The organism is Acetobacter sp. DmW_136 (assembly GCF_008690365.1).
Lineage (GTDB): Bacteria > Pseudomonadota > Alphaproteobacteria > Acetobacterales > Acetobacteraceae > Acetobacter > Acetobacter oryzifermentans.
This window is the reverse complement of sequence record NZ_VHON01000055.1, coordinates 1-22,746: the sequence shown is the minus strand read 5'-3', so window position 1 is coordinate 22,746 and position 22,746 is coordinate 1. Positions and strand designations below refer to the sequence as shown.

Annotated in this window: 23 protein-coding genes and 1 pseudogene; 4 read left to right on the top strand and 20 right to left on the bottom strand. The window is 59.3% G+C overall.

Annotated features, from left to right (window positions below; translation table 11 throughout):
* Positions 1-3: 3 nt before the first annotated feature.
* From trbJ to FKW31_RS13905, 7 genes are all read right to left on the bottom strand, one after another.
* On the bottom strand, positions 4-729 hold the full coding sequence (trbJ, locus tag FKW31_RS13935) for a P-type conjugative transfer protein TrbJ (protein WP_238332859.1): 726 nt from the start codon (positions 727-729) through the stop codon (positions 4-6).
* Between the two features lie 8 nt (positions 730-737).
* Positions 738-3,182 (bottom strand): conjugal transfer protein TrbE, encoded by a 2,445-nt coding sequence (trbE, locus tag FKW31_RS13930; protein ID WP_150178839.1) that lies wholly within the window; start codon positions 3,180-3,182, stop codon positions 738-740.
* 11 nt (positions 3,183-3,193) lie between these two features.
* Positions 3,194-3,472: a VirB3 family type IV secretion system protein gene (locus FKW31_RS13925; RefSeq protein ID WP_150178838.1), complete on the bottom strand. Its 279-nt coding sequence runs from the start codon at positions 3,470-3,472 to the stop codon at positions 3,194-3,196.
* Entirely contained in the window at positions 3,472-3,825 is a 354-nt protein-coding gene (locus FKW31_RS13920; RefSeq protein WP_370513066.1) for a TrbC/VirB2 family protein, read from the bottom strand. Before FKW31_RS13920 ends, FKW31_RS13925 begins: the two co-directional genes overlap by 1 nt.
* The gene (gene trbB, locus FKW31_RS13915) at positions 3,825-4,781 is read right to left on the bottom strand and encodes a P-type conjugative transfer ATPase TrbB (protein WP_150178836.1); all 957 of its coding nucleotides are present in this window, start codon (positions 4,779-4,781) and stop codon (positions 3,825-3,827) included. Before trbB ends, FKW31_RS13920 begins: the two co-directional genes overlap by 1 nt.
* Before the next feature lie 318 nt (positions 4,782-5,099).
* Positions 5,100-5,537, bottom strand: coding sequence for a CopG family transcriptional regulator (locus FKW31_RS13910; RefSeq protein ID WP_150178835.1), 438 nt, complete (start codon positions 5,535-5,537; stop codon positions 5,100-5,102).
* The gene (locus FKW31_RS13905; protein ID WP_150178834.1) at positions 5,534-7,537 is read right to left on the bottom strand and encodes a conjugal transfer protein TraG; all 2,004 of its coding nucleotides are present in this window, start codon (positions 7,535-7,537) and stop codon (positions 5,534-5,536) included. The genes FKW31_RS13910 and FKW31_RS13905 overlap by 4 nt, the downstream gene beginning before the upstream one ends.
* A gap of 516 nt (positions 7,538-8,053) precedes the next feature.
* Here FKW31_RS13905 and FKW31_RS13900 point away from each other — a divergent pair.
* Positions 8,054-11,959, top strand: a complete 3,906-nt coding sequence (locus tag FKW31_RS13900; protein ID WP_150178833.1) for an ATP-binding protein — start codon at positions 8,054-8,056, stop codon at positions 11,957-11,959.
* Positions 11,960-12,347: 388 nt separating this feature from the next.
* Here FKW31_RS13900 and panB read toward each other — a convergent pair whose 3' ends face one another.
* Together panB and FKW31_RS13890 are read right to left on the bottom strand one after the other, a co-directional pair.
* Positions 12,348-13,202, bottom strand: a complete 855-nt coding sequence (gene panB / locus FKW31_RS13895) for a 3-methyl-2-oxobutanoate hydroxymethyltransferase (RefSeq protein ID WP_150178832.1) — start codon at positions 13,200-13,202, stop codon at positions 12,348-12,350.
* Positions 13,203-13,224: 22 nt separating this feature from the next.
* Positions 13,225-13,869 carry a LysE family translocator gene (locus FKW31_RS13890; protein WP_238332857.1) on the bottom strand — a complete coding sequence of 215 codons (645 nt, stop codon included), beginning with the start codon at positions 13,867-13,869 and terminating at the stop codon, positions 13,225-13,227.
* A gap of 177 nt (positions 13,870-14,046) precedes the next feature.
* Here FKW31_RS13890 and FKW31_RS13885 point away from each other — a divergent pair, with 177 nt between their 5' ends.
* From FKW31_RS13885 to FKW31_RS16710, 3 genes and pseudogenes are all read left to right on the top strand, one after another.
* Entirely contained in the window at positions 14,047-14,499 is a 453-nt protein-coding gene (locus FKW31_RS13885) for an Lrp/AsnC family transcriptional regulator (RefSeq protein ID WP_150178830.1), read from the top strand.
* Between the two features lie 166 nt (positions 14,500-14,665).
* Positions 14,666-15,078 (top strand): annotated as a pseudogene (locus tag FKW31_RS16480) (damage-inducible protein); the annotation flags it as partial.
* On the top strand, positions 14,993-15,421 hold the full coding sequence (locus FKW31_RS16710) for a hypothetical protein (protein WP_370513065.1): 429 nt from the start codon (positions 14,993-14,995) through the stop codon (positions 15,419-15,421). The pseudogene FKW31_RS16480 and the gene FKW31_RS16710, both read left to right, overlap by 86 nt.
* 39 nt (positions 15,422-15,460) lie before the next feature.
* Here FKW31_RS16710 and FKW31_RS13870 read toward each other — a convergent pair whose 3' ends face one another.
* The 11 genes from FKW31_RS13870 to FKW31_RS13820 form a co-directional block, all read right to left on the bottom strand.
* Entirely contained in the window at positions 15,461-17,203 is a 1,743-nt protein-coding gene (locus tag FKW31_RS13870) for a VirD2 family relaxase/mobilization nuclease (RefSeq protein ID WP_150178829.1), read from the bottom strand.
* 228 nt (positions 17,204-17,431) lie between these two features.
* Positions 17,432-18,112 (bottom strand): lytic transglycosylase domain-containing protein, encoded by a 681-nt coding sequence (locus FKW31_RS13865; RefSeq protein WP_150178828.1) that lies wholly within the window; start codon positions 18,110-18,112, stop codon positions 17,432-17,434.
* On the bottom strand, positions 18,109-18,450 hold the full coding sequence (locus FKW31_RS13860; protein ID WP_150178827.1) for a DUF736 domain-containing protein: 342 nt from the start codon (positions 18,448-18,450) through the stop codon (positions 18,109-18,111). Before FKW31_RS13860 ends, FKW31_RS13865 begins: the two co-directional genes overlap by 4 nt.
* 1 nt (position 18,451) lies before the next feature.
* Positions 18,452-19,009 carry a S26 family signal peptidase gene (locus FKW31_RS13855; RefSeq protein ID WP_150178826.1) on the bottom strand — a complete coding sequence of 186 codons (558 nt, stop codon included), beginning with the start codon at positions 19,007-19,009 and terminating at the stop codon, positions 18,452-18,454.
* Entirely contained in the window at positions 19,006-19,482 is a 477-nt protein-coding gene (locus tag FKW31_RS13850) for a DUF2840 domain-containing protein (RefSeq protein WP_150178825.1), read from the bottom strand. Before FKW31_RS13850 ends, FKW31_RS13855 begins: the two co-directional genes overlap by 4 nt.
* A 265-nt stretch (positions 19,483-19,747) precedes the next feature.
* Positions 19,748-20,557: a replication initiator protein A gene (locus tag FKW31_RS13845; RefSeq protein ID WP_150178824.1), complete on the bottom strand. Its 810-nt coding sequence runs from the start codon at positions 20,555-20,557 to the stop codon at positions 19,748-19,750.
* On the bottom strand, positions 20,554-20,829 hold the full coding sequence (locus tag FKW31_RS13840) for an AlpA family transcriptional regulator (protein WP_150178823.1): 276 nt from the start codon (positions 20,827-20,829) through the stop codon (positions 20,554-20,556). The genes FKW31_RS13845 and FKW31_RS13840 overlap by 4 nt, the downstream gene beginning before the upstream one ends.
* Positions 20,830-20,957: 128 nt before the next feature.
* Positions 20,958-21,587, bottom strand: coding sequence for a DNA -binding domain-containing protein (locus FKW31_RS13835; RefSeq protein WP_150178822.1), 630 nt, complete (start codon positions 21,585-21,587; stop codon positions 20,958-20,960).
* On the bottom strand, positions 21,553-21,771 hold the full coding sequence (locus FKW31_RS16705; protein WP_150178821.1) for a transcriptional regulator domain-containing protein: 219 nt from the start codon (positions 21,769-21,771) through the stop codon (positions 21,553-21,555). Before FKW31_RS16705 ends, FKW31_RS13835 begins: the two co-directional genes overlap by 35 nt.
* A gap of 303 nt (positions 21,772-22,074) precedes the next feature.
* Positions 22,075-22,212 carry a hypothetical protein gene (locus tag FKW31_RS16100; protein ID WP_166443414.1) on the bottom strand — a complete coding sequence of 46 codons (138 nt, stop codon included), beginning with the start codon at positions 22,210-22,212 and terminating at the stop codon, positions 22,075-22,077.
* A 344-nt stretch (positions 22,213-22,556) separates the two neighbouring features.
* Positions 22,557-22,746, bottom strand: a 190-nt coding sequence (locus tag FKW31_RS13820) for a DUF736 domain-containing protein (RefSeq protein ID WP_150178749.1), incomplete at its 5' end; no start/stop codon positions are given.

Below are 22,746 nucleotides of genomic sequence, written 5' to 3'. Positions count from 1 at the left end.
CGATCAGTTCCCGCTGCTACCGAACATGGACACGGTGCCGGGCACATAGGCGTCATGCTGGGAGAAATGCTGGTATTGCGCCTCGCTTTCCGCTTCCGTAGCGGCCTCGCGCGCCTGCTGCAGAGCCGTAGCCCGGCCATTGGCGGCGAGTTCGGCCTGGATGTCGGAAAGCTGTCGGGATTGCAGGGCCAGAAGCTGGTTGCCCGCCTGTGCCGCCTGCAACGCGCCCGTAGAGGTCTGGCTGGAGGAGACAAGCTGGTTCATGGCACTGCTGTCGCTGGGGATATTGCCCACCACCCGAGCCTGAAGTTTCAGGGCATCTTCGAACCCGCCCACAGAATTCTGCCAGCGCGTCTGCGCCTGACTGAACAGGGCGCTGTCGGGCATGCCAGAGGACACTGACGTATATGCCTGCCGGTACTGCTGCTCGACGGACTGGACGCTGTAGGCAATGTTCTGCGCCTGCGCGAGCAAGGCCGTCGTCTGGGAAATCGTTGATTGCAGCGTCGACAATGTCGACAGAGGCATGCTCGCCAGGTTGCGGCCCTGATTGACGAGCATCTGCGCCTGGTTGGCGAGGGACGTAATCTGGTTGTCGATCTGCTGGAGCGTGCGGGCCGCGATCAGAACATTCTGGACGTGGTTCGCACCGTCATAGACCGCCCATTGGGCATAGGCGGACGGAATGATGGTGATCGAAAGTGCCCCGATGACGACATAAAGACGCATGCCGTATTTCATGGCCCCCCTCCATCGCGCAGAAGGTCGGCGGCCCATGACACACTACGCGCCTCGAACCAGGCAGGCAGAAAGCCGTCCCGCCCATGTTCCGCCAGAACCGCATCGATCAGACGATGGTCATCCTTGCCGGACGCTGCGCACAGGGCGAGTGCCACCGGACCCAGTCCCAGTTCGAACAGACGGTTTCCCCGTTGCGTCTGGCAGTAATACTCCCGCTTCGAGGCCGCGCGGGCGATAATGGCGATCTGCCGGTCATTCAGACCGAAGTCGCGATAGATGGCCATGATCTGCGGTTCTATGGCCCGCTCGTTGGGCAGGAATATCCGCGTCGGGCAGCTTTCCACCACGGCAGGGGCAATGGGCGAATTGGCGATATCCGACAGCGACTGGGTTGCGAAGATGACGCTGGCGTTTTTCTTGCGCAGGGTTTTCAGCCACTCCCGCAACTGACCGGAGAAATTCCCGTCATCCAGCACCAGCCAGCCCTCATCGATCACAAGCAGGGTCGGACGACCGTCCAGCCTCCCTTCAATGCGGTGGAACAGATAGGACAGAACGGAAGAGGCAGCGCCGGAACCAATCAGCCCCTCGGTCTCGAACACCATCACATCGGCATCACCCAGCCGCTCGGCATCCGCATCCAGCAGGCGACCATACGGACCACCCAGGCAGTATGGGGCCAACGCCTGTTTCAGGGCATTGGACTGGAGCAGCGCCACCAGACCAGAGGTTGTGCGTTCGTAGGAGGGTGATGATGCCAGGGAGTTCAGGGCCGACCAGAGATACGCTTTGACGTCTGGCGTCAGTGCGATGCCCTCGCCGACCAGGATCTGGCCCAGCCATTCGCTGACCCATTTGCGCTCGTCCGGATCATCGATCCACGCCAGTGGCTGGAGTGAAACACCGGGAAAACCGTCCACACCCGAGGCGTCGTCATCCGTCAGCCCCCCGCCAAGATCATGCCAGTCTCCGCCCATACCGAGCGCGGCCGCCCGCATGGACCCACCAAAATCGAAGGCGAAAATCTGCGCGCCCACATACCGACGGAACTGCAATGCCATGAGCGCCAGCAGCACGGACTTCCCTGCCCCCGTCGGTCCTGCGATCAGCGTATGCCCGACATCACCGACATGCAGGGAAAACCGGAACGGCGTGGCCCCAGCGGTCTTGCCGTAGAACAGCGGCGCTGCCTTGAAATGCCCATCCATCTCCGGACCAGCCCAGACGGCCGACAACGGAAGCATGTGCGCGAGATTCAACGTGGATACCGGCGGCTGTCGCACATTGGCGTAAACATGACCGGGCAGGCTCCCAAGCCAGGCCTCCACGGCATTCAGGCTTTCCGCCATGCAGGTAAAATCACGACCCTGAATGATCTTCTCGACCAGACGGAGTTTTTCAGCAGCGATGCTGGTACTGCCGTCCCACACCGTGATCGTGGCGGTGATGTACGCCTGCCCGACGTCGTCCGCTCCGAGCGATTGCAGCGCCAGATCAGCGTCAGCGGCCTTGTTGGCGGCATCGTTGTCCACGAGGACCGAAGCCTCGTTGGTCATGACCTCCCGAACAATGGCCGCAATGCTCTTGCGCTTTGCGAACCACTGCCGTCGGATCTTTGTCAGAACTTTGGTCGCATCGGTCTTGTCCAGCAGGATCGCACGGGTGGACCAGCGATAGGGCATCGCCAGCCGGTTCAGGTCATCGAGAATGCCGGGAAACGTCCGCGATGGGAAACCGGTAATGGTCAGAGTTTTCAGATAGGCATCACCGAGCTTCGGCTCCAACCCGCCTGAGAGAGGCTGGTCCACCAGCAGCGCATCCAGATGCATCGGAATTTCCGGCACGCGGACCCGCTGGTTACGCGTGGAAATGGTGGAATGGAGATAGGTGAGCGTCTCGCCGTCGTTCAGCCATGCCGCCTCGGGCATGAACCCGTCCAGCAGGGCCAGCAGCCGATCACTGCGATCCACGAAGGCATGGAGCATACCGTGCGGGTCCGGCCCGTCATGTTCTCGGCCCTCATACAGAAACCGCGCAGCCCGGTCGGAAGATTCCGCCGGTGGCAACCAGACCAGGGTCAGGAAATACCGGCTCTCGAAATGCGCGCCCTCATCCTCGAACTGCTCCCGACGTTCCATATCCACCATCTGACTGGCCGCGTCGGGAAAATCGCTCTCCGGGTAGATCGTGGCCGGGACGCGCTGCGCTTCCACGAACACGGCCCAGCCGGAACCAAGCCGGCGCAGGACGTTGTTGAGTCGTGCAGTCACACCAACCAGGTCGGCGGGTGTTGCGCTATCCAGATCGGGACCGCGTATTTTTGCCGTGCGCTGAAATGAGCCGTCCTTGTTCAGGACCATGCCCTTTTCGACCAGTGCGGCCCAAGGCAAGAAGTCGGACAGGAGGGAATTTCGATTGCGATACTCACCGAGGGACATCATGGCCGGTCTCCCTATGCCCGCAGCCAGGCGGGATAGCGGAGATGCCTCCGACCGACCTCGATGAAGAACGGATCGCGCCTGGCACCCCAGACCGCGAGTGTGTGCCCCACGATCCAGAATGCCGCGCCAATCAGCCAGAGGCGCAGACCGAGCGCGATCGCAGCCGCCAGCGTGCCATTGGCAATGGCGACAGCACGGGGTGCCCCACCCAGCAGGATCGGGTCGGTCAGCGAGCGATGCACCGGGACGTGAAAGCCCGGCACCGCATCATCGTCATATCCGGCGACCATCAGATCAGCGCTCCGCCGGAAAAGGAGAAGAACGACAGGAAGAACGAGCTGGCCGCAAAAGCTATGGACAGACCAAAGACGATCTGGATCAGGCGACGAAATCCGCCCGAGCTTTCCCCAAAGGCGAGGGTCAGGCCGGTCACGGTGATAATGATCACAGAGACGATCTTGGCGACCGGCCCCTGCACGGATTCCAGAATCTGATTGAGCGGCTCTTCCCATGGCATGCCCGCCCCTGATGCCCAGGCCGATGACCCGAAGAAGAGCGACAGCAGCATCGCTGTGCCGATCACACGACTATCGGGCAGGCTGCAAACAGACCGGGCGACGGAATGGCGGCGTAAACGCGACATCATGATGACTCTCCCTTCCCGGAGAACGCTGTTTCGGAGGATGACAGGCTGGCCGGACGAATGCGGTAAGCGCCTGTGGCGGGATCAAGACCGTCGATTTCGGCCAGTTCACTCAGACGACGGGCGGTGCCGCGCCCTGACAGCACGGCGACCACGTCAATGGTTTCAGCAATCATCGCGCGTGGCACGGTGACGACGGCTTCCTGAATCAACTGTTCCAATCGATAGAGGGCAGCCAGCACCGATCCGGCATGGAGTGTACCAATTCCGCCCGGATGGCCGGTTCCCCAGGCCTTGAGCAGATCAAGCGCCTCGGGACCACGCACCTCGCCAATCGGGATACGGTCAGGGCGCAGGCGGAGTGCCGATCGCACCAGTTCGGAGAGTGTAATGACACCATCCTTTGTACGCATGGCGATCAGATTGGGCGCCGTGCATTGCAGTTCGCGCGTATCCTCGATCAGGACCACGCGATCCTCTGTTTTTGCGACCTCGGCCAGCAGCGCATTGGTCAGCGTGGTCTTGCCGGTCGATGTGCCACCGACCACAAGGATATTCCTGCGGGCCGTAACGGCAGTGCGCAGCCAGTCCGCCTGCGCTTCTGTCATGATGTTGGCCGCGACATAATCCGCGAGCGTGAAGACCGCGACGGCCGGTTTTCGAATTGCGAAACTCGGTGCTGTCACGACTGGTGGCAGTAGTCCTTCGAACCGCTCCCCACCCGGCAGTTCGGCTGATACGCGGGGGGCACCAGCATGCACCTCGGCTCCCGCATGGTGAGCGACCAGACGCACAATGCGTTCGGCATCGGCGGCGGAGAGAATTTCCCCCGTGTCGGTCAGTCCGCCTGCCAGACGGTCAGTCCACAGCCGACCATCCGGGTTCAGCATGACCTCGATCGTGGCAGGGTCGGAGAGATGCGCGGCAATGGCAGGCCCCATCGCCGTACGCAGCATGGCGGAACTTCGCACCGTCCCGGGGGACAAAGGCTGATGAACTGTCATGAAAATCCCCGCTTTTTTGAGACCTGAGACACAGATTACAGGCGCGGGAAGTATTAAGAAGGGACCATTCCGCCAGTTTTCAACAGTGTTTCATCGGGCTGCGTAACGGGGCGCAAGGAGGCGTAAAATTATCGGCGGGAGGCAGCACTCAGACAGACCCGACGCCATGAAAAGTCGGTTCTGCCGCAATCCGAAAAGACATATATTTCTGTGTCGATTCAACTTCAGGCATGCCTTCAAATTCAGCCGTAAGCACAGACGCTGTTTCCGTTACAATGGATCTGGCTCCCCTCCGGCGGCATTGGACGGAAGAACGTCCTCATGCAGGCGGCGGCCTGTCGCCAGACGCCTGCCGAGTGCTTCGATGAAGCCTTCATAACGCTCGGCCGCCTGCGCCCGTGCAGCAGCAGCCGAGCTTTCCGGCAACGCGGGCGTCATGATCATCCAGAAACGAATGAACTGGGCCAACGTCTCGACGGTAATCCCGGTATCACGCTCCAGCCGTGACAGGCGTTTATCGACACGGTCCAAACGTCGGATCAGTGCGGCCTGCCCGGTTCCCTCTTCAGGAGAGAAAAAGACAGACAGAGCCGTCTCGACCACGAGAGAACCGGACTGACGGCGGCGGATGGCCATCTCGCTGACAGCTTTGAACAGATCGGGATCAAGATAGACCGTCATCTGCTGCTTCTTGCGGGCACGTTTCATGGTCCACCGATCTCCATGCCATCATCGCGGTCAATGGCAGCCAACCGGGCAACTTTCTGCAGATCGAGAAAGTCCCGGTCCCACCGTGTGCCGCGCTGGCTGGCCTCGGGTGGTCTGGTCTGTTCGCGCTGTTCATCCGTCTCATCACGGGGTGGAATATCACTGGGGTCGGCATCCGGAGTGCGCTTGTGCCCTGCCCCCAGAGGTGTTTCCTCTTCCTGCGTTGGCTGTGTGGGAGCTGAGCCATGTCCGGCTGTTTCCGGCAAGGGGCGCAGGGTCCAGTCATCTGGATGCGTTGGTGCTGACGTCGTTGCGTCGCCTGATTTAGGCGGAGGCAGCAATCGTTCCTTGAAGCGCGTATCGACGTAATAGCGTGCTTTCTTTGCTCGAACAGGTGGGGTGCCGGCCGCCATGACAATTTCATCGGCTGGTGGAAGCTGCATGATTTCACCGGGCGTCAGGAGCGGGCGCGCACTTTCCTGACGCGAGACCATGAGATGCCCCAGCCAGGGGGAGAGGCGATGCCCGGCATAGTTTTTCTGCGACCGGATTTCGGTGGCGGTCCCCAGCGCATCCGAAACCCGTTTGGCGGTCCGCTCATCATTGGTAGCGAAACTGACGCGCACATGGCAGTTATCGAGGATCGAGTTGTTCTGACCGTAGGCTTTCTCAATCTGATTCAGGCTCTGGGCGATCAGAAAAGCCTTGATGCCGTAGCCTCCCATGAACGCAAGGGCGCTTTCAAAGAAGTCGAGCCGTCCGAGGGCGGGAAATTCATCCAGCATCATCAGCAGGCGATGATTATGTTTATGGGCGTTCAGATCCTCGGTCAGCCTGCGCCCGATCTGGTTCAGCATCAGACGGATCAACGGTTTTGTACGACTGATATCCGAGGGTGGCACACTGAGATAAAGCGTGGTGGGACGCCGCCCTTTGACAATATCCGCAATCCGCCAGGCACAACACGAGGTAACTTTCGCGACGACCGGATCGCGATACAGACCAAGAAACGACATGGCGGTGGAGAGCACACCAGACCGTTCGTTGGGAGATTTGTTCAGCAGTTCACGGGCGGCGGATGCAACCACCGGATGCGGGCCATCCTTGCCCAGATGCTTCGTCTGCATCATCGCAGCAAGCGTGGCTTCAATCGAGCGTTTCGGATCTGACAGCAGGTTGGCGACACCATAGAGCGTCTTGTCCTGCTCGGCATACAGAACATGGAGGATGGCGCCCACCAGCAGAGAGTGTGATGTTTTCTCCCAGTGGTTCCGGCGTTCAAGCGATCCTTCAGGATCGACAAGCACGTCCGCAACATTCTGGGCGTCGCGCACTTCCCACTCCCCCTGGCGTATTTCAAGCAGCGGGTTGTAGGGATCAGAAGCCGGATTGGTCGGGTCGAACAGAATGACCCGGCTGAAGCGGGCACGAAAACCCGCCGTAATCTGCCAGTTTTCACCCTTGATATCATGGACGATGGTTGATCCGGGCCATGTCAGAAGGGTGGGAATAACGAGCCCTACCCCTTTGCCGGATCGGGTCGGCGCAAAACAGAGGACATGCTCGGGACCATTATGGCGGAGATAATCCCGCCCATACTGCCCAAGAATGACACCGTCAGGATCGAGCAGTCCGGATTGGTGCAATTCCTCACGACTGGCCCAGCGTGCGCTTCCATAAGTCGCCGCCCGTCTTACCTCACGCGCACGTCGGACAGAAAGCGCTATGGCAGACGCCAATGCCAGCACGCCTCCACTACCCGCAATCCATCCGCCCTGTTCGAAGGCATCCGGGGCATACGCGTCATAGGCGTACCACCACCAGAAGATCATGGGCGGCCAGTAAACGGGCCATCGATGCGCAAGAGTAAACCAAGGAAGGCCGAGTTGGAGCTGAAAGCCTAGCTTCCACGCCACCCATTGCGTCGCCACCCACCACGAGAAGACGATCATGAGCAAGATGACGCTCACCTGCCCCCATAAAATCCGCGACCCGGACATGGAAATTTTCTCCCCGCAAAACGCAGGAAAAAAGAAAAATCCGGCTACCAGCTATTTTCAACGCCGATTATTACCTCTGCGTAGTCGGGCGTAATAATTTCGGTAGGGAATGAATAGAATGATGTCCCTGAGTTCAAAAAAAACATCTGGCTCTCAACATCTTCTTAAGGAGAGGTAAAGGCCGGTTGCATACTGAGCCATACGTTTCTATCTTCGTAAAAAATTTAGATAACTATCAGCATGTCGGTCATACGGGTGGTTTGAAGGGTTTTCTAAAAGGTAACATTCGCTAGATACAAGTGAGTCAAGCGAATTTTTGGCAAAGCCGTCACCTTGATTACAGTTTTAATCGTCCAGGTTCGGCTGTACCAGATATCGCCTATAGCTCCGTCGATCCTTCATGAATTAAGTGATCCTACAGCGACGCTATTCATTATAGTGTCAGAATTACGGGCTTCTTTTTACTGGACTATCTGGATCCTTCCCCGGATTATCGTCACCAAATCCGGAGGTTACATGAACGAAGACGGTGCTCGTCCTGCGCGAGATATCCATCTGCTTACGACCGAGGCTGTTCTCGCCGAGCTGGTGGGGGGGCGTGAGGTATTAGTGCGTGGCATCGATCGATACTCGCTCGATAGCGCCGGTGCACGTTCGGTGCTCGACTGGTATCGGGTGAACCGCGGAAAGTGGACCGCGAACCAGAGTGCAGCAGATATCGATGCGATTATCGATGCCGTCGACGCAACTCCGCCAGTCGTTGTGCCTAGTGCTACCCCGGCGCCAACGGCTGGGAGACGCAAGCTGACTCTCAAACGGATGACCGCGCATCGCTTTGCGGGGCTGCACGTCTACGGTCGTGTAAGCGACGCGCCTGATGCTTTCATTTTCACGCCCACCGCCAGTGTTACGTTGTTCGAGGGAGCGAACGGCTCAGGCAAGACTTCAATTCTCAATGCGATTATCTGGTGTCTCACTGGCTATCTGATCCGATCTCAACGCGAGCCCGAACTGGGGACGATCGAGTTCGATTGTGAGATCACCAGGCCGAGTGGTGACATAACCGTGCATCGAATGTCGTCCGTGACGCCGATGCCGAATGCTAGTGGCGAACTGCCTGAGGACGGCAAGCCAATCCCGGCGGATACCTGGGTGGAACTGAGCTTTGTCGATGCTGAGGGGCATGAACTTCCGCCTGTGCGCCGACATCAGACCCGAAACACACGCGGCAAACTGCAGGAGGCGGAGCCCAATCTCGACGGGCTCGGGATCGATCCGATCGCTTGGCGTATTGCGACGACGATGCCTGCGCTACTACCGTTCCTATCGGTGGGGGCCGCCTCCCAACTTGGTCAAGCAGTGGCGCGGCTCACGGGGCTGGCGAATTTAGTCGATCTTGCAAAGCATGCCGGTAATGCTTCCGACCGTATCTCGACCCGTAAAATTAAGGAGATAGAGGCGGAGATCGTGCAGGTCGCTTCGCGATACGGTGAGTCAGTCGATGATCTGTCGAGGTTGCTGGCCGAGAAGGCTGACATCGCATTCGAGGGCGAGGTGCCAACCATTGATGCCGTCGATGCGCAACAGCAGCTTGCAGATATCGCGCACCATTTCACAGCTGCAAAGGCAGCAGGCCTGACAACTGCTCAGAGCGTGCTGGGCCCAGACTTCGACCCACAGATAAAGGCGGCGCGTGACGATCTTGAACGCAGCATCCGTCCGGCCACCGAGCAGTTGGCACGGGTGAAAGATCTGCCGTCGATCAGCCGACTGTCCGGCCTGTCGATCGAAGAACGACAGCTCGCAGATATTAGAAGCTGGTTCGCGCAGATCAATCGTGAGGCGGCAATCCTCGCTGAGCTTGCTGACAATCCTGAGCGTGCGAGACGGGCGCAGCTCTACGCGATGGTGTCGAGTTGGATCCATCGTCATGAGCATCCGGCCGACGGTCGTTGCCCGGTATGCACCGGCGATCTGGCTGGTGCCAGCGATCCCGTTACCGGCGAGCCAGTGGCGGACCAGATCGCAGAGGCAGAGGCCAATCGCGAACTGGTGGCGCAGACCGCGAAGCAATGGGCGGCCAAATGGCAGGGTCAACTGCTCGAACGACTTCCTGAGGTCATCGCGGCAGAGGGACGCAAGGAGCTGCCTTTGTGTCCCACCGATCTGTTGATTGCTGGTATGACCTCTGAACTTTACGTGACCGACGGATTTCGCGGCACGTTATCCGCACTCGCGCAGGACAGCGATCAGCTTGTCAAAGAGAGGGCGACTAGCCTTCCTCTGTTTAAGAATCCTGTAGAGCCCACGCTGCCGGCGAGCATCGCTGGGCATGCGGGTCAGTTGCTCGTGCTGATGAAACGCGTCAATCGTGCGCTCGCGTTCGCGAACTGGCGTAAGGCCCACGCTGGAGAACTCAACGCATTCATCCAGACAGTGAAGCGGGGCGACGAAGGTTCCCCGAATGCAGATCGCGCCATCGGCCGCAGATTGAATATTTTGCTCTCCATCGTTGAGAGCGTGGCGCCGCTCAATCAAGCTGGGATCTACGTCTCACGGTTGGAGGCGGCTCGCGCCGAGCGATCCGGAAAGATTGATCGGATTGCGCAGTGCGGGCGCGCTGTTACAGCGCTTCAGACTCTTGTTCCGCTCGGTGCGCTTGCGCAAGCTCAGGTCGATAGCCTGCGCTCGACCCTACAGACGCGGTCCGATTACTGGCGTAGCGCGATGTATCAAAATGCTACCACTTACGCGCCCGATCTTACCGGCACAGTTATGGACGCCAAGGGGGTACTCGGGCTGCAGGTTGGCCGGGACGGCGTTAACGCTCCAGCCCAGTTCATCTCAAATGCTTCAGCGCTTCGCGGCGCATTACTCGGTTTTTTTCTTGCTTTCCGAGAGTATGTTCTCAAGAAGCGCGGCGGCTTGCTGATGTTGGTACTCGACGATCCGCAGGAACTGCTTGACAATGACAACCGAGAGCGGCTTGCCCGTGGACTATCAGGACTGGCCGCATCGGCACAGTTGTTGATTACGACGCATGACCGAAAGTTTGCCCGCTGCCTGGTTGCGGAGCATCGTGAAGGTTCGCAACACCTGTCGGTCCATCCGGTGAATTCGGTACATCCGACGGTATTTGTGGCGCCGGCGCAGGAGGAAGTCGATCGCAAGCGCGCTGTGTTTCTCCAATCACCCGATAACCACGCCGCAGCACAGGACTATGTGTCCGATCTGCGCGTATTTTTGGAAGGGCGCATCGGTGATCTTTTCGATAGCATTGCTCACCCCGCATACACGGCCGCCACGAGGGCGGTCACACTCTTCCCGCTCGTCGATCGCCTGCGCGGAATGGTCGGTAGTGGTCCAAGTGAACTGTTCGGCCATCCGCTGGTGAAGCAGTTCGTGACCGACTCCGCGTTCCTGGAGGGTGCTGACGCACGTCGCGTCCTGAACCAGTCGCATCACGACAAGGCGTCGATTACCTACATGGACGTAGATCGCCTAAAGCAGATATTTGCCCAGTTGCGAACGAATGTCGAGAAGGTGCATGAGCAGTTCCGTCTTCACCGATGGCGCGAGCCCCTCGACACATCAGTAGCCGAGACGAATGTGATAGCGCTGCGCCCTCTCGCCCCTCCCATAATTGCTGTGCCGATATGTCCTGATATCGCTGCGTTCATGGGTTCAGTGCCATCTGGCGGATCGCAGGACGTGTCGGACGAAATCCTCGATGGCACATGGTTCCAAGGGAAGTCGCTTTATTACGTGCGCGGCGAAAGCCTTGGCTTCGCTATTCCGTCAGGTTCGGTCGCAATCGTTGAATGTGAGCCCTATGCCGGTCGCGACCACAATCTGGTAATCGCGCGTCATAAGAACCAGACGTTCGCACGCCGGGTTGCACGCTCTTCTAACGCGATTGGCGTTTCGCTTTCGGCTCAGATGCCCGACCCGCGGAATAGTCGCGCGACGATGACTTATGATGACAGCGCAGTGCGTCTGTATCGCATAGTCGGTGCAATATTCACCGACATGGCGCCGCCATCTGGCAAAGGCGAGGCGACACCCATCGAGACTGTGCCTGAACTCGACATGGTAGAGATCGCATACCGCGTGAAGGAAGATAGTGCCGTTCCGCTGGCGCTGCCTGGTCAGGTCATTCTCGGTGGCACCGAACTTACGCCGCCTCAACTCGATGGCTGGGAAGGTAAGCTGGCGGCTGTGACCCTTGCCGACGGCTCCAGTATCTTTAAGCGTGTGGGCAGTAAGCTGCCGGGAGCGCTTGGCCATCTGCGGCTGTTTGAGACGATCGGCGGCTTAGGTTCATCAATAGTGGTCGCCACCGACGTCGTAAACGATATCGGCGACGTTCCCCTGATGATCTCTGCTCGTCGCGTCGTGGGAGTATTGTACGACGCCGTGTAAGCTTGACGGCCAACAAAGTCTTAGCTCCGGTCGTTCCGGCCAGTCAGTAGGTCAAAAAGCAAAAAATGTTTGTCCATAACCATGAGCACTGAGATCATAGGGAGCCAAATGGACGTGTAACTTGCCGACCGTAGCTTGATGATGTGAAGAGCTGGTTACAGAAGAAGCAGCCCTTCAGGTTCCGCACTCATTCCTGCCTTCCAATTCACGATCAAATTGCTACAAAGTAGAAACATTGGAGCAGACATTGGCCGACAATGACAGGACGAGGCGATTGAGAGAGACGCTGATCCCGTGTCGTTCGGCTGCACGAACGACTGCGCCTGTCAAAGCCACAGTTTGATGGGAGTAATCGTTTTTTACCAGCATATCGGCTCCATTTTTCATTTTATACCTCGAATCCATGTTCTACCGCTGGAAATATACCAGTCTCGACATCCGCCATATAATCGCGTGCGGCATTGTGCAGCACCGAACGCATGTCAGCATACTGTTTGACGAAACGGGGCAGTCGCCCTGTTCTCAGACCCGCCATATCCTGCCAGACGAGAACCTGCGCATCACAAGATCGCCCCGCGCCAATTCCTACCGTCGGGATGGAAACGGCTTTCGTAATATCGGCCGCAACGCTTTCGGGGATCATCTCGATCAACAGGCCAAATGCTCCCGCTTCCTCGAATGCTCTGGCAGTATCCAGGAGTTGACGGGCTTCTTCCCCACGTCCCTGCACACGATAGCCGCCCAACTGGTGCTCAGCCTGCGGTGTGAAGCCGATATGCGCCATGACAGGGATGCCCGAACTCACCAGCTTTCGGACCTGGGGAAGCATTTCCGGTCCCCCTTCCAGTTTCACAGCATGAGCACCTCCTTCTTTCATGAAGCGCGCCGCTGTCTTGAAGCATTGCTTGGGAGACGCCTGATACGATCCGAACGGCAGGTCAGCAATAATCAACGGACGCCGGGTGGAACGGGAGACGGCTCTTACTAGCGGGAGCAGTTCATCCACAGTGACAGGAAGAGAGGTCTCGTTCCCAAAAACATTGTTCGAGGCGGAATCTCCCACCAGCAACACGGGAATACCGACTTCCTCAAAAATCGCCGCTGTATACATATCGTAAGCCGTCAGCATGGCCCATTTCTGCCCTTTTTCCTTCATCCGTTGCAGATGAGGAATTCTGATGCGGTTTCGTGTTTTTGGCGTTTCTGCTGACTGACCATAGGGTGCAATCTGTTCTTGTGACATCAAGACCTCCAGATAGGGAAATTCAATGTCGGCACTGCTCAGCCACAAGAAGGGCGGCAATGACGATCATGGTTACTCCAGAAAATCGGCTGACCAATATAGCGGCCTGAGGACGACTGCTGATTACGGCTCTGGCTCCAAACCCTACCAAGAGGTAAATTGCCCCACAATTGCAGATATGAACCCAGCCGAGCGTTAGGATTTGAAGTGAAATGGGCCACGTCCCGCGAGATGACGTAAATTGCGGCAAAAGAGCCAGAAAAAGCAGAAAAACCTTCGGGTTTAGACCACTGATGCAGAAGCCACGCATTATCCAGTTCAACCGGCTCTTCTGCCTTTGTTCTGCGCTAGCTTTAGGGCTGAGGGAAGATGCCGGGGCCGTTAACATCCCGTAGCCCAGCCAGACGAGGTAAGCAGCACCAATGACAGTCAACACAGTCATGGCCATGGGGACGCTGGCCACGAGAGCCGCCACACCAGCCGCAACCAAAAGAGTTGCTGCCAAATGACCAAGCAGCAGGCCAGTGATAGCTGGAATAATACCGTGCTGACACAGCCCCGCTGAAATACTGTAGGCCCAGTCCGCACCAGGCGTCAGGACGAAAAGCATGGAAACGGCCCAGAAAGCCGCGAGAAGCTCTACTGGCATGACGATACATTCGGACATCTGCCCGGAACGGTAACGTGGCTTGGAAAGTCTGCCGTTTGAAGAGAGGAGATCACTGGGTTCATTAGATCCGCACACAGGAGAGTTTATTCTGTTCCGGAAGATTATCAGCTTATAAGCGGAATGTTTTCCCCATTTTCTGTCGACGAAACGCGATAATCAGAATAATATTCCTTTATGGATGACATCGATAGGAAGATTCTTTCCGAGCTTCAGATGAACGCTCGTCTAACCCTGACGGAACTGGCGGACAGAGTGGGTATCAGTCTTTCCCCATGCCACAGGCGTGTTCACGCGCTGGAGCAATCTGGGGTCATTCAGGAATACCGGACTCTTCTCAACCGGGAAAAACTGGGCATGACATTCCCAGTAATTGTCTTCGTGACACTTCGGGCTGGGGATCAGGCTTCTGTTCTGCAATTCGAAAAAGCTGTCACGGGTATTCCTGAAATTATCAGTGCGCAGCGCCTGTTTGGAGACCCGGATTATATCCTGCAGGTTCTTACGCGAGATATTCAGTCCTTTCAGAGACTCTATGACGAGCGATTATCGTCGCTTGAAAGCGTGCAAAGACTGACATCTACTCTTGTCATGAAGAACCTCTTTCATGACAAACCATTATCTCTTTAAGATTGTCCTGAATATTCAGATGTCGATCAAATAAAAAAACAGATATGCATGACGGGAAAAGCGCAGTTACTGTCATCAGAATAGTGGCTGTTTATCATTTCGTAAGTCTTATAGGCGACAGTCCGCTTACCCCCAGTTTTGTTGAAAAAGTCGCTTTCTGTATCGGGCGGATACGCACGGAAAGGCGCTATGGATCATCACCCGCCAGTTGGCCTGCTTCGAGGAAGGGCTGCGTCATGGAGGCCTCGGAACTGTTGTCGCCGAGGTCTCCTGGCTGTCCATGGCAGCCTCACGCCGTCTGCGACTGGCAGCCGAGATGTCCGAATCTCTGGTCATCGCAATCCGGCGCTGACAGCGGCAGACGGATGCGGCAGGTGTCCGTCCTGACATCCATGACGTTACCGGTTCCCGGTGTGGGGTGCACCCCGCTGACTGCTGGAACTGATCCATGCCCGAGCGGGTGAATGTGTCGATTTTGAAGTTTAGGCCTGTGATGGCAAGGGGCGTCTCTCTTTACCTGCTGCTCTGGCCGACCGACCAGATCATGAAGCGGCTTGGCCCAGACGCGTCCACGCCTGAAACGCCGCTGGCCCTTGTCGGACGAGAAGGACGACGCCGGGTTTTGCTGTCTGTTAATCTCGCCTCCCGCAAGCTGACGCTGGAGGATGAAACGGCCAACATGAACGTCATCATCTGGCCGGATCTATTCGACGTCAACCGGCGCGTCGTGCTTAGTGGCCAGATGCTGGCAGTGAAAGGCATGCTCCAGAAGGAAGGTGAGGTCGTGCATCTGGTGGCGAAGGAGATCACCGATCTGGCCGGATTGCTGGCCGATGTCGGGAACCGGTCAAATAGCACACCGTCTTGCGGCAATGACCTGAACTCCGAACCGATTGCCATACGATCCCGGAATTTTCATTAAAGCCAATCAGTCTGGTCGTTTCCAAAGCCGGGGATACCATCAAATCCCGATCCCCATGTCCCGCTTCCGTCCGAAGGACCAGTCCACGCCCCCGTCCTCCCGTGCAACACCGGAGACATGACGCCCGATCTGTTTCTCCAGCGATGGCGTCCAGGGGACAAGCTGGAACCCGAGGCCGCCATCAATCATGGCGAAGCGCCCTGAGGCGAGGGTCAGGCGCTGCCGGTAGGTTCCAGTGACATACTCGCCGGCCTCGGCACTCTGGATGGGCTGACCGGTTTCGCGTGCAAGACGCTCAGCCACGTCCCCCATCTCCCGCGCCCGCATGGAGGCGACCATGCCACGCGGATAGCGCACGCGCGCTCCGTCCTGCTGTGCGATCCCCTGCTCGACCAAGTGAGCGCTGCGCTGGCGTAGCGCGTCACGGACGTCCGCCCCGAAACCACTTTCTCCCAGCACCACCGGTTCGCGGGCGACAAGCTGGCGATCCAGCCATGTCGCGCCTCGCGCCCGCACCTGCTCTCCGATTGGCAGATCGGACCGCACCGCAAGCGTCGCCCGTCGCTGCCCCTTCGCATCCTGGTAGGTCCGCAGTTCAACCAGCCCACCGTGCGGCGCATCTCCAGCCGCTTCCAGCGATGGCAGATGGACATGATGCGTGCGCCCGTCCACACCGTCGATCACCGCATAGGCACTCCCCTTCAGCTCATCATCCAGACCGCGCGCGACCAGTCGTCCGATCACCGGCTCGGCCAGGTCTTCCCCGGCCAGCACCCATGACGACGAGGCTCGTTCGATCCCCTGTTCGCTCAGGCCACGGTGGATGCGTTTGATGATGTCATTGCGCTGCCCCATCTCGCGCAAGGTGACTTCCGCCGTTTCATCCAGCCGCCATTGTCCGGCTCCGACCTCATGGGCAAGGCCCATCCGTTCCAGTCGCCGCAGCCGCCCGACCTTCATGACCGCGAACGTGTCAGGCTGCTGGTCAGGCGACGGCGCCATGTTGATGATGCCGTGCTGGTTCGCGTCCTGCTGCAACTGGCGGTCCAGTTGGGTCCAGCGTTCCGCCTCGACCTGACGCTCGACGTTGCGGTGAATTTCCTGGTCGGTGCGCGGCCCGATTTCGAGCGTGACCAGGTTCTGGGCGCGGGCACGCAATCCCTCGCGAATGTAATCCTTCGAGATGACCAGATCCTCGCCGTCCTGATCCTTGCCCCGCACGATGATGTGGATGTGGGGGTTGTCGGTGTTCCAATGCGACACGGCAACCCAGTCCAATTTCGTGCCGAGATCCTGTTCGGCCTGCGTCATCAGTTCCCGCGTGAAGGTTTTCAGGTCCGCCATTTCGGCCGCATCCTCTGGTCCCACGATGAAGCGGAAATGATGCCGGTCATCCTGACAGCGCTCAGCAAATTCGCGTGCTGGCACATGGTCGCGCTCGGCTCCGAACAGCCGCGCCTTCTCGCCGTCCTTCGTCACCCCTTCGCGCTGGAGATAGGACAGATGGGCACGCAGGGTCGCCCGTGCGCCATGCCGGACCACCCGTGCCTTGACGATGGCAAGCCGGGTGCGACGAGACAGAAGACGGTTGGCGCGGGTTGCCGCGCCCCTGCCCCGCCCGAAAGTGGACGGTCCCTTTCCGGGACGACCCGAGCCAGAACGGCCCATGCCACCCGCCCGGTTGGTGGCGGCCAGCACGCGCCCGATGAAGGATCGCCCCTGGCGGGCACGGGGAGAGCGGATGCGACCCGGCCTGACCCGGAAATCGTCATCGCGAGCCATGAAGACCGCGACCTTGCGCTAACACATTGAAAACAAACCCATCACGCGATCGGACACCTTGGGATAGGAAAATGACCTTGTGAAAACCCCAGAAAAACCGCCCTCCCCAACCATGCCGCACCTTGCGGCTTTTATCTTGCATTAGCCCCCAAAGACCCGATCCCCAGAGCAATCGCCGTTCCCCCGTCTTCCCGGCTCTCCGCGCCATCGGCATTGGCGCGTGCCCAATCATGGCGCCTGCTCCATGGAAATGGGCACGAACAGCGCCTCCGACGTGCCGACCGATGTCTGGGGCGTGTGCGGGAAATGGCCGGCAAACAGCGTCTCTGTAGGCTGTTCGCGTGCAACGGAGACGCCGGTTTCGTGCCGACCGCCCGCAGGAAACGTGCGCCGATCGAGCAGGTGCGCGACAGAGGCGACGTAGTCCCGTGTCTCGTGTGGGAGCGGCCGGCCCGTTGCAAGGTGGGCCTCATAACGGCCCGGTCCTGCATTATAGGCCGCCAGAAACCCCGCATCCCCATAGCGGTCGTGCAGCAGACGGAGATAGCTGGCACCGGCAAGGATGTTGTCCTGCGGGTCGAAAGGATTGCTTCCAAGCGCGAGATCGCGACGCAACTCCTGCCATGTCGCAGGCATGATCTGCATGAGGCCCATCGCCCCTTTGGCTGAGATGGCATGGGCATCACGACTGCTCTCGACCTGCATCACCGCGCGGATCCATTCTGACGGCAGGGCAACCCGCTCTGCCGCCTGACGGATCATTCCCTCAATGTCCTGCGCGCTGGCAGGACGCATCAGCACCACCGCCGAAACCGCCAGCCCTGTGCAGCACAACCGGGCGAAACTGGACCAGGTGCAAGCGGCGGCATTGCGGCCACCCCGTCCTGCTCCTGCAACCAGGCGCATCATTCTCGTGCTCCCTGACGTTTCTGCGGGCGGTTCCAGACAAGCTGCCAGACCCGTCCACCCCGGCCCGACTGGAACAGGCTCGCGCGCAGGCCCTGTGCCAGAGAGGGATCATCGACCACCACGACGATGTATTCGCCAGCCCGTTCGCCGGTGCGTGTCCAGCCCGCGCCAACTTCCGGGCCTTCGGCACTGTCACCGAGATGGATGCGATAATCCGGTGCGTTACCGCCGTCCGGTGTCTCGACACGCACCAGCGTCAGTTCGGCATCCAGTACGAGTGTGCGCAGACGTCCGAAAAAGCCATCAGCCGTGCGCGTGAAGAGTCCAATCTGCGCCATGTCAGTGATCCTCTGAGGTATGAGAAGGAGGCGGGCTGGCGGCAGGCGCAGGGCCTGCGCCAATCCAGAGCGGTGTCGCGCGCCCGATCACGCTGCTGACCGACAGGGGGCCGAAATACCGCCCGTCGAGACTGCGAGGTTCGTGCGTATTCATGACGAAGAGTTCGCGCACACCGAGACGGTGACAGCCCTGCCAGACGGGCAAGGAACGACGCCGATGATCGACAGGCAACGCATCACCGGCAGCTCGACCATCGATCGTGATGTGACTGCTGGAACGGCAGACTGTCTGTCCGCCGACCGCCGCCACCGGTTTAAGCAACGGCACACCACGCGGCAGATACCCGCCCCGTGCCAGCATATCCGCATCACGTTCCGGCAGGCGGAGTGCGACCAGATCCCCGATATGAGGAGCCCGTACCGGGTGCAGACGATACAGCCCTATGGGCACGCTGGCGGTCGCGTTCCAGATCAGGCCCGGCGTCGGATGCAGCGCCATCGACAGACCGACACCGAGTGCGGCGAAATACGTGGTGAAGAACCAGCCCCGACGCGTCATGGCACGGCCCTCCGCCGTTGCCACGCAGCATGTCGGGTCGCGGAATAGCGCGGAATATCCCGACCATCAGGGCGTGACCGTCCGAGCTGTCGCCAGTATTCCGGATCAACATCGACGGGATTGATGCCCTGCCGTTCCACCGTCTCGATCACAGACAGCACGGCACGCACCTGCGGCCAGCCCGTGAACAGCAGCAGACGCTCCGCACCCGTGGGCACGAATGGCAGGCGGTCGCGCGGCTCGCCAGCCAGCGGCGCCCTGATGATATCGATGCAGCAGGTTGTCGTCCCGCAATCCGCCTGCGTCCAGCGCAACAGTGCGAAGACCGCACCGGGCGCAAAACTCAGACGACGGCGATAACGATCGATCGGGTGTGTTTCCAAAGCCTGCCCGAAGCGCAGCCACTGTTCGATGCGCTTCTCAAGCCAGGTCAGTTCGAGCTGCGTCAGCACCTCGCGCGATGGGTGCGTCATGACGGCACCCCCTGCCCCATACCGTCGTGTCTGCCCGCCACCATGGGGTGAGGCGCAGAACTGTCGGAAAATATCGGGACAGAATCGTCGGTTTTTATGATAGTCGAAGACTCACGCGCGCGCTCCAGCGCGGTGTACAAGTACAGAATAGTTATAATATTTAGTACCTTTAGAGAGCGCAAATTTCTCCTTACATTCCAAATTGTTAGAGGGATTTCCCGTTCCTGATAGGTCGAGAATCCGATTCCTGATAGGTCGATGGGCATCAGGAGTCCCCCACATGGTTATCCACAGGACGTTGTGGATAAGTTTCTTTGCTGGGATCAGGGGAGAAGCGGAGCACCGGCACATTGCTGGCGTCGGTCTCCAGACGCAGGCGGTAGCCCGGCAGGGTGTCCGCCGCGATCAGACGACGGATTTCGAAAACGAACCGGGGATAAGGTGAACGGGATGCGGATTTGCGGTAGAGATGGGGCAGATCGAACGCCCAGCCATCGGACTGCCGACCGGCATGTCGGCGAACGAGGAGATACAGCCAGCGCTCGAACCCGCCAGTCAGGGCGAAGTAACGGGGATCAAGCGTGAGCACGCCCCGGCGACCGATGGCATCGCAAAGCCATTGGGGCAGGATCAGGTCGAGTTCTCCACGCCGCTCCTGCCAGGCGATCAGCCACGAAAAACCCTGCGCGCCGTCACGCGTCTGACGCAGCGATGTCGTCACTTGGGTTCCATGCAACCGGTCCAGCGCCGTCCGGAGCCGCTCATAGCGGGTGGCGGCGGGATCGCGACCGATGAAGCGCAGCACTTCACTCATGCTGCCCCGCACACGAGGTGAGACCGGAATGCCCCGCCTACGCGCGGCCACGAGACGGGACACAGCCCAGATCAGGATATCGGCATCCCATATGGTTGCCATCGGGCTGTCATCGCGACCTGACACCTGCATGGTGACACGCCCCATGGCAAAGCTGACAGGAACATGCCGGGGAGATTTGCTGAGGCTGAAGAACGGCCATGACATGAGATCGATCAGCAGGCAGGGCGAGAGAACCGGCGGTACCGAACGCGCACTCATGGCCGATGCCCCAGCCTGCGGCTTCCGATCACACGGGCTTTTTCATAGGACTCTTCGGATGTGGATTTGCAGGCGACATTCTCGATCCAGTGCCGGATGTCGTTGACATGATAGAGAACCCTACCGCCCATCTTACGGAAGACCGGACCACCTCCCCGGCAGCGATAGCGCTCCAGAGTTCGTGGCGAGATGTTCAGCCGGTGGGCGGCCTGTGGGGTAGTGAGCAGTTGTTCGTCGAGAAAGTTATCCTGACGCGAGTGTGACGGCGTCATGCTGGCCTCCGTCGGTTCGGGCGTGACTGGGCGCAGCGTGGACGGGAATTGTCGTGGCGGGGACGTACGCAGATTACCGTCGTCTATGGGCGTACGTGCCGGACGCCCTCATCAGACGGTGACGACGGCTACCGGGAGAGACGGAAACGGGCGGGCCTGAGAAGGGTGAGATATTCACGCTCTTCGGCCAATCGCGTGGCCTTGCGCAGCAGACGCCCGACCCGTCCACGCTGGGACGAGGTATCCCACTGCCGTGCGTTCATGTGTCTTACGGACGGATCAAGAACCAGGCCGATATCTCGATGGGAGGCACCGGCCCGTCGTCCAGCATAGGCACAGATGGCATCCGCGATAAAACGCGCACGGTAGATCGGCAGCCCCAGCGTCCGGGATAAAGGCGGAACAGGCAATCCGGAAAGATAGCGAATGAACCGCCGCACTTCGGCAATACGCAGTTCCTCACCTCCATCCAGAGGAATGAGGACTGCAGCATGATCACGTGCTCTCGCATCGCGGATATGAACACGATATGTGTTTCCGTCATGATGTAGGGAGAAAGACTTGGTCTGCGTCGTGCCTTGCTGTTCCGCGGTCATGGCCTCAAGGAACATGAGTGGCAACCGACGGGCGTCAAAGCCTTCAGGTGCTTCGACTAGGATCGTGACACCAGGGAAAACTTCCGGTGCCCAAAGTGCCGGTTCTATCCATGCGGGGATTTCCGGTTCAGCCGGTACAGGATAACCCCCAGTAGCGAGCAAACTGCTCTGCCATTTCGTAACGCAAACGAAGACTCCGCAAATTGCCGAGCTTATGCACTAAAGAGCGATATCCAGTGATGTAGGAGGGGTTCTGACGGAGCAACTCCTGCGCAAGCCCGGGCGCATCAAGATCGTACAGATGTGTGCGGAATCGTGGATCGTGCCAGTCAGGCTGATTATCCATGGCAGTTCTCTCCCATTCCCAGCCTGAATTACAGAGATGACCAGAGCATGTCATAGATACCGCGAAGAAAGCATTGCATCCGAATATGAAGCACATCCGGAATGTGTACGATTGGGACGTCGTTCGATTTACAGACCAACACAACCTTTTTTGCCACAACCCCATCATTTTCAGGCGGATCATCAGCCGGATCGCCTCGATACATGTGCGTTGATAAACGGGGCGACACTCCCTTAAATGAGGGCACCCTGACGGCATCGTGAGCACTGAAAGCCAGGCTGACCACGTCAAGACACGCCCCCGTCAGGCGGGGGGCTCGGCGTCGCGCTCGGCAAGCGCCTCTTTGAGTTCGCGCTCGATCTGTCGGCGCTCGCGACGGCTCAGGTGAAAGCTGGTCAGTTCGGCGCGCAGCATCTGGATATGGTCGTGATGTGTGGTCATCGTCCTGCTCCTTTCGTTTCTCGAAGACAGGACGGACGGCTCATGCCGGGGCGGACCGGGTCAGGGATCGCCGCAGGCGACCGGCCTGCCGGCGCGTGGGGGAGCCGATTTTGTTCGGTGCGCCCGGCACGGGTGCGTCGGGCAAAATTGGGGGGACCACGCGTCCTTGACGCGGTTCGCCCTCGCGCATGGTACAATGGGAAGGCTGAGGGAAAGCCTCGTATTCCTCCTGCGTCTCACGTCGGGCGACCAGCGCTGCCGCCCGCGCCCCGAAAGAGCACGTGGGAAAAGAAGCACCGGAAGGCCCCGCCCGGAGAGACCGGGCGGGGTTGGTGGTGGGGCGCTTACTCCCCGTTCCGGCTGCGGGGCCGGGTCCAGATGAGGGTGTAACCTTCCCCTTCTTCGTCGGTGAACAGGTTGGCGAAGATCGGGGCGGCGAAGGAAGGATCGTCCAGCTTCAGGCTCAGATAGGTGCGGCCTTCGTTGGAGCGGCGGGTCCATGCGGCGCCGAGTTCAACCCGTCCGAGGTAGACG